This window comes from Protofrankia sp. Cr1 (genome assembly GCF_963555865.1).
Classification (GTDB): Bacteria; Actinomycetota; Actinomycetes; order Frankiales; family Frankiaceae; genus Protofrankia.
This window is the reverse complement of record NZ_CAUVXO010000332.1, coordinates 1-5,665: the sequence shown is the minus strand read 5'-3', so window position 1 is coordinate 5,665 and position 5,665 is coordinate 1. Positions and strand designations below refer to the sequence as shown.

The following is a 5,665-nucleotide window of genomic DNA, read 5'->3' as shown; positions in this document are numbered from 1 at the left end:
TGCTGGGCGGCGCGCCAGGCGAACGCGGCGCCGCGGGCCAGCCGAAGGCAGGCAGCCTCGTGGTCCCGGTTGATGCCGCGCAGTCGGTTATAGGAGAGGTGCAGCAGGGAGCCGGCGACCGTCGCGGGGTCCATCTGGCCGGGTAACGCCGCGCGGTAGGTGGCCAGGGCCTTGGCGCGCGCTGCCCAGGCGTCCGCGAGGTCGCCAGGCAGGTGCGGCAGATCCCTGGGGACGCTGTGGCGGGCCAGCCGGGTGGTTTCGCCGACGACACGATGATCGATGGTCTGCGGCTTGGCGAGGACGCGTGTGGTCAGGTAGTCGGTGGCGGGGCGTATGCCGCCGAGGAACGCGTCGGCGAGGTCGAGCATCGACAGCGCCGTGATGCTGTCGGAATGGATGCCAGCCGGCGGCTGGCGCAGCGCGATGATCGCGGCGGTGGTGTCGGCGCAGAACACGGCTTCAGCGGCCTGGAGAGCCGCGTCGGCGCCGTAGCGGCCGGCTTCCGGGAAGTAGGTGTCAAAGGCCACCTGTCCGGCGACGCCGCTCGTCGCCAACTCGGCGGCCCACGCGCCGAGGATCGCCGCGCGGGCCGCGTGGTGCGACTCGTCCGTGGCGACGCGGATGCGCAGATGGTCGGTCTGCTCGGTGTTGCGGTAGCGGACCATCCACATCGGCGCGCCGTCGAGCCGGGTGCGCAGGACCGGTAGATGGCTGGCGATGATGTCGTTCATGGCGGTGGGGTGTGTATGGACGCGGGCGGAGATCCAGCGGGCGGTCGGATCGCCGGGGCGGTGGCCGTCGGCGTTGACCCTGCTGACCAGCGGCGGGGCGAGTTTGTGCGGTGCGGGTAGGCCCGCGCGGAACACGGGTGCGACGACCTCGTGGGCATGCCCGATCCAGCCGAGGTCCTGACCGGGCACGGCTCGGTTCAGCATCGCCACGCCCGTGTCGGCCAGATGCTCGCGCAAGATTGTGCGATGGGCGGGGACCGTGAGGTCCAGCCGCAGGGTCATGTCGCCGTCGGCCAGCTCCACGAGATCTGGGCACCGATGCCGGTGCCGCCACCGCCCCAGCTCGCCGCTCCAGTCGGTGCTCGGCGCGTCAACGCCGGGCAGGTCGGCGGTGTGGAGGCGCCAGCGTTCGGGGGCCAGGATGATCCGGCCGTAGCGGACTTCGGGAAGGTGCGGCAGCGCGCCAGCGGCCGGTCCGAACTCGAACGCGGTCAGCGACGCGGCGAACGCGCGTGGCAGATGCGCCAAGAACCGCGCCAGCGGCGGCATCTGCCGGTCGAGCGCCAGCGCGTGAAACACCTGCGGATCGATGATCCGGCCAGTGGCGGCCTCGATCAGCAGCAGGCCCCGCCCAGTCGCGGTCAGCGCCAGATCTGCGGGTCTCAGCCCGCGCGGTCCTTGCGACGGTGGCTCGCCGAGGGCCAGTACCTCGGGCAGAAACCGGGGCAGCCGTGCGACGTTCTGGCCGCGGACGAACCTGGACGGGCAGGACAGTTGTACCGCGGTGGCGCCCTCGTGCAGCGCCGGAACCGATCTGTAGGCGCGGACCATCGCCGCGTCACGGGTTGAGGACTGGAACCTCGCGGTCAGGGTTCCGGTCGCGCGGGCGGGAGTCACGGCCAGCTGGTAGTTTCCGGCGTCCAACGCCTCGACGCTCCTGGAGTAGATCTTCGCCGCGATCTCCGCGTGTGGCTGGAGGAAACGCGGGTCGAACAGGTCGCCGGCGGTGACGTGCTCGATCAGTGCGTCGGTCAGCTCAAGAGGACCGTCGCCCGCGAGCGCCTCCCACGCCAGAGCAAGCAGCCGCCGGTCCCGATCCGTTACCGACGGCGCGGGTGCAGGCAGGACCGAGCCCGGATAGCCGGCCGGATAGCCAAGCCCCGACGCGTCGTCGAGCACGTCGCGCAGCGGGACGACGCTGCCGACGCCGTAGCGTTCGACGAACCGGCGGTGATAGTCCGCCCATCCCGCCGGTCCCAACGGTTCCCGGCCCAGCCGCGTCAGGACACCTGCGGCCACGGCCATGTCCGAAGCGACGGACTCGGGCAGCCGAAGGTCGCAGTCGAGCACCAGATCGAGGGCCAAGGGAGAACGCTGCTGGGGGGCGATCCGGTCCATCGCCGCGAGCAACGACGTGCGCGGCGCTGCCTGCGCCTCCAGGGTCGGCGTGTGGTTGAGCTCACCAAGCTGGGTGTGGATCGTGGTCAGCTCCTCCACCAGCGGTGCGACCTCGACCAGGTCGCACGCACCGGCCGTCCGAAGGACCGTGACCAGGTGGCCGAGCGGATCGGCCTCCGTCATCGGCGCCCGGAAGCCGGTGATCAGAAAGTGCTCGGCGACGAGCTGACGCAGCAGCCGCTCGATGGGCTTACGGCCCACGTCGGTGAACGCGTCGTCCAGCCTGTCGGCCAGCTCGGCGAAGCGCACTGGATCGTGGGCGGCATCCCGCACGAGCCGCACCGGCGGAGTAAGAGGGATCTCCGCCTGGCCGTCCGGGTGTGGCACGATCAACCGCCCTGCCCGCTCGACGACGAGACTGCTGAACACGACTGTCACCCGCTCCAGCAGCGGGCCCGTTTCCAGACGGTCGATGATCTCGCCCAGCCATGCGGCGTCCACCCGAGCCGTCGACCTGTGGCGATCACCGATCCGCACCGACCCCAGCTGGCCGAACCTCGCTTGCGCGACACCTGCGAACAGCGCGAACGGCGTCGCCCGCCCCTCGGCACGCAGCAGGTACCGCACCACCGTCGCTACCGCAGCGCGCAGCCGTCGGTCTGTGACCGGCTGCCCGGTCACGATCTGTTCGACCCGAGCAGCCAACGTGCTGCTGGCGAGCGCGACGGATTCCCGGGCCGCCGGCCAGACCTGCGCCAACCACTCTCTGCATGCTGCCGGGTCTTCCAGCACCGGCCAGCACGCCACGCTGCCCGGCGCGTTCGTCGCCGCGCGCAGCAATGCGGGACCGGCCGGCCGATACAGCGCCCCGCCCATCGACATCGCCCCTTTTCCGGCTTTCGTCATATCCGCGTCCCGTGCCGCCCCGACGCCGTCGGGGCGGCACGGCGACGGCCCGCGTTTACGAGCTGGCGCACGCCGACGGGCAGGTCGACGAGCAGCCGTCCGAGGTGTCGCAGCCGTCGCTCGCCACGCAACCGTCGTCATTGACGATGGTGATCGGCAGGTCGAACCAGTCGGCCGGCGTCGGACCCGATGGGCCGACCTCCTGCACAATGGACATCCACGTCTCCTCTCGGTGCCGTTCCCCGGCGCACCTGCCGACCATCCCTGAGCACCACGCGCACGACGTGCATTCGGTTCGGGATGGCGCAGGGTCGGGAGTTACCATGCCGGCCTTCGGCGGTAACGAGAGGTAACGATGCCTCACCTACGGCGCAAGGTCATTCCCCCGGGGACGAAGTTTTCTCTTCGCGCCTTGTCCGGCCGCTGACCTGGGAAGATGACGTCCGCCGTGCTGGTGTGTTCGGCCTGACACGCCGGGATACAGGCCCAGTTGTTCGGGTGGCCAGGCGCGGCCAGAGCGCAGCGGACCTCCGTCTGATTGCGTAGCTGCTTCATCCCGCAGCGCGGTTCTCCGGATGGCGATGAAGCCGGGTGTAGAACCTGGTCAGCGACCAGTCAGGCCGAGCGCGTCCAGGTGGTCGCTCATCAGGCCGGTCAGGCTGGCAAGGAGCCGTTTGCCCTTCTCCGCGCTAGCGAGCGAGGGGCGGCCGATCACGCCTGTCTGCGTGTAAGCCGGCATGCCGTGGACGAGGAGGTGCGGTCGGGGACCGCTTCCCTCGTCGGCGGTCTCCCAGCCGGGCCGGACGAGGTCGGGGTGCACGTGCAGAAGGATGGAGGTCTCCAGCTCGCCGGCGTGCATGTCGTCGTGGGCGTCAGTCTCCAACTCGGCGGCGGCGCGGGCCGCCGCCCAGTCCGACCGTCCAGGGAACAGCGTCATGCTCGGCCCGTCGATGTTGGCCTCCTGAACGATGTTGCTCAGGACGTAGTTGCCCCCGTGACCGTTGACGAGCACCACCGCGGCGATGCCGGAACGCCGTAGAGAGCCGGCGACGTCACGGACGACCGAGGTCAAAGTGACCGACGAGATGCTCACCGTTCCCGGGTACGACGCGTGCTCGTGGGAGCACGAGAACGTGACCGGCGGGAGCAGGAACAGGCCGTACGCATCGGCCGCGGCCTCGGCGATCGTCTGGGCGATCAACGTGTCGGTCGTGAGGGGGAGGTGAGCGCCGTGCTGCTCGAAGCTGCCCACCGGCAACACGGCCGCCCGCGCGCCGGCTCGCTCCGCCTCGGCGCTGGTCGCCGTGGTGATCATAGGGATGGCTGTCTCCTCGTCGCAGCGTCAACGACCCGGCGAGCGGCGAGGAACTGGCCGACCTCGACCACCCGATCGGCTCCCGCGAGCGCTCCCGCCATGCTGTCGAGTACCGAGTCAGCGCGCGCCGATCCGGTGGCCTGGGCGAGTTCCAACGCACGCAGGCCCTCAGCTCCCGCCTCGGCCACGCGCCCAGCAGCGGCATGCGCGTCCGCCAACCATGCCCGCCACATCACCTCATCCTGACGCAGCCCGTCCGGCCAGGCCGCCAGCACCTCGTCCAGAATCCGCGTCGCTCCGTCCAGGTCACCGACCAGCCGCCGGCAGCGACCTTCATAGGCCTCCACGTAGAGGTCCGTGCAGTGCCCATCCAACGGGTCCGGGTCGCGTTCAGCACCAGCCAGCAGCCGGACCGCCTGACGGACGGCCGCACGGGATGCGGCGTCGTCGCGGTTGAGGGCATGCCCGTGCGCCTGCCGGACGAGACACAGCGCGGCGGTACACGCACTGCTGGCATCGAGGGCCGCCGCGCCTTCTCCCAGCGCGACAGCTTCCCCGCCACGTCCCTGATCAGCCGCCTGCTGAGCCCGTCGCATCAGGACATAGCTCGCGGTGCGACGGTCGCCAGCCTCGGTGGCCTGGCTATACGCCAGCTCGGCCCACATCCTCCCAGAGCGCGGACGTCCGAGGTTGTCGGCGAGCCAGGAGAGGAACTCCGACCACCGGGCCTGGACCGCGAGAAGCTGACGATTCTCGACCGGTGACGTCCGGCGGCACGCGTCGAGCAATGCGAGTTGCCCGCGGGCCAGGCTCCACACCGAGCCGGGCCCACCGTCGTTGGACTTCCCGGCAACCAAACCCAATAGCTCGACCCAATGCTCCGTCGGATCCGTAATGTCAACGCCGATTGCCGACGGCTGACCGAACACGTCTGGTTCCGGCACCAAATCGAACTGGTGCGCGAATCCGCCGTTGTCGGCCGCGATCTCGGTGGTCGTCGTTAAGGAGACGCCGCCGATGACAGCTTCCCGCACGGTCTTGCCCTCAGAGTCTTGGCGCGCCGTTGGCAGTCCCTTACGGATCTGGCTGATAAGCATGAGATCCGCGGGGGGCATGTTCTCGCGGTCGTCGAGGTCGAGCAGGTTGTGGACGCTGGTGCCGTAGACCTCGGCGAGCAGGGCGAGAAGCTGGGGCGTAGGTCGGCGGCGGAGCGGAACTGGCCAGTTCTCCAGTTCGCTGAGCCATGGCGCGGTCCGGGTGGCGGCGCCGTCAGGGTCGAGGCCGGTGCGGGCGGCGTGGGCGTTGATGTGATCGG

4 protein-coding genes are annotated in these 5,665 nt (G+C 70.3%); all 4 read right to left on the bottom strand.

Annotation, left to right across the window (positions count from 1 at the left end; all coding sequences use genetic code 11):
- The coding region (locus tag U9980_RS20550) for a lantibiotic dehydratase (RefSeq protein WP_322769411.1) at positions 1–3,035 on the bottom strand (3,035 nt) is incomplete at its 3' end.
- A 55-nt stretch (positions 3,036–3,090) separates the two neighbouring features.
- Complete coding sequence (locus U9980_RS20545) at positions 3,091–3,252, bottom strand: FxLD family lanthipeptide (protein ID WP_322769410.1); 162 nt, start codon at positions 3,250–3,252, stop codon at positions 3,091–3,093.
- Between the two features lie 387 nt (positions 3,253–3,639).
- Positions 3,640–4,356 (bottom strand): creatininase family protein, encoded by a 717-nt coding sequence (locus U9980_RS20540; RefSeq protein ID WP_416210341.1) that lies wholly within the window; start codon positions 4,354–4,356, stop codon positions 3,640–3,642.
- The coding region (locus tag U9980_RS20535; RefSeq protein ID WP_322769408.1) for a hypothetical protein at positions 4,347–5,665 on the bottom strand (1,319 nt) is incomplete at its 5' end. The genes U9980_RS20535 and U9980_RS20540, both read right to left, overlap by 10 nt.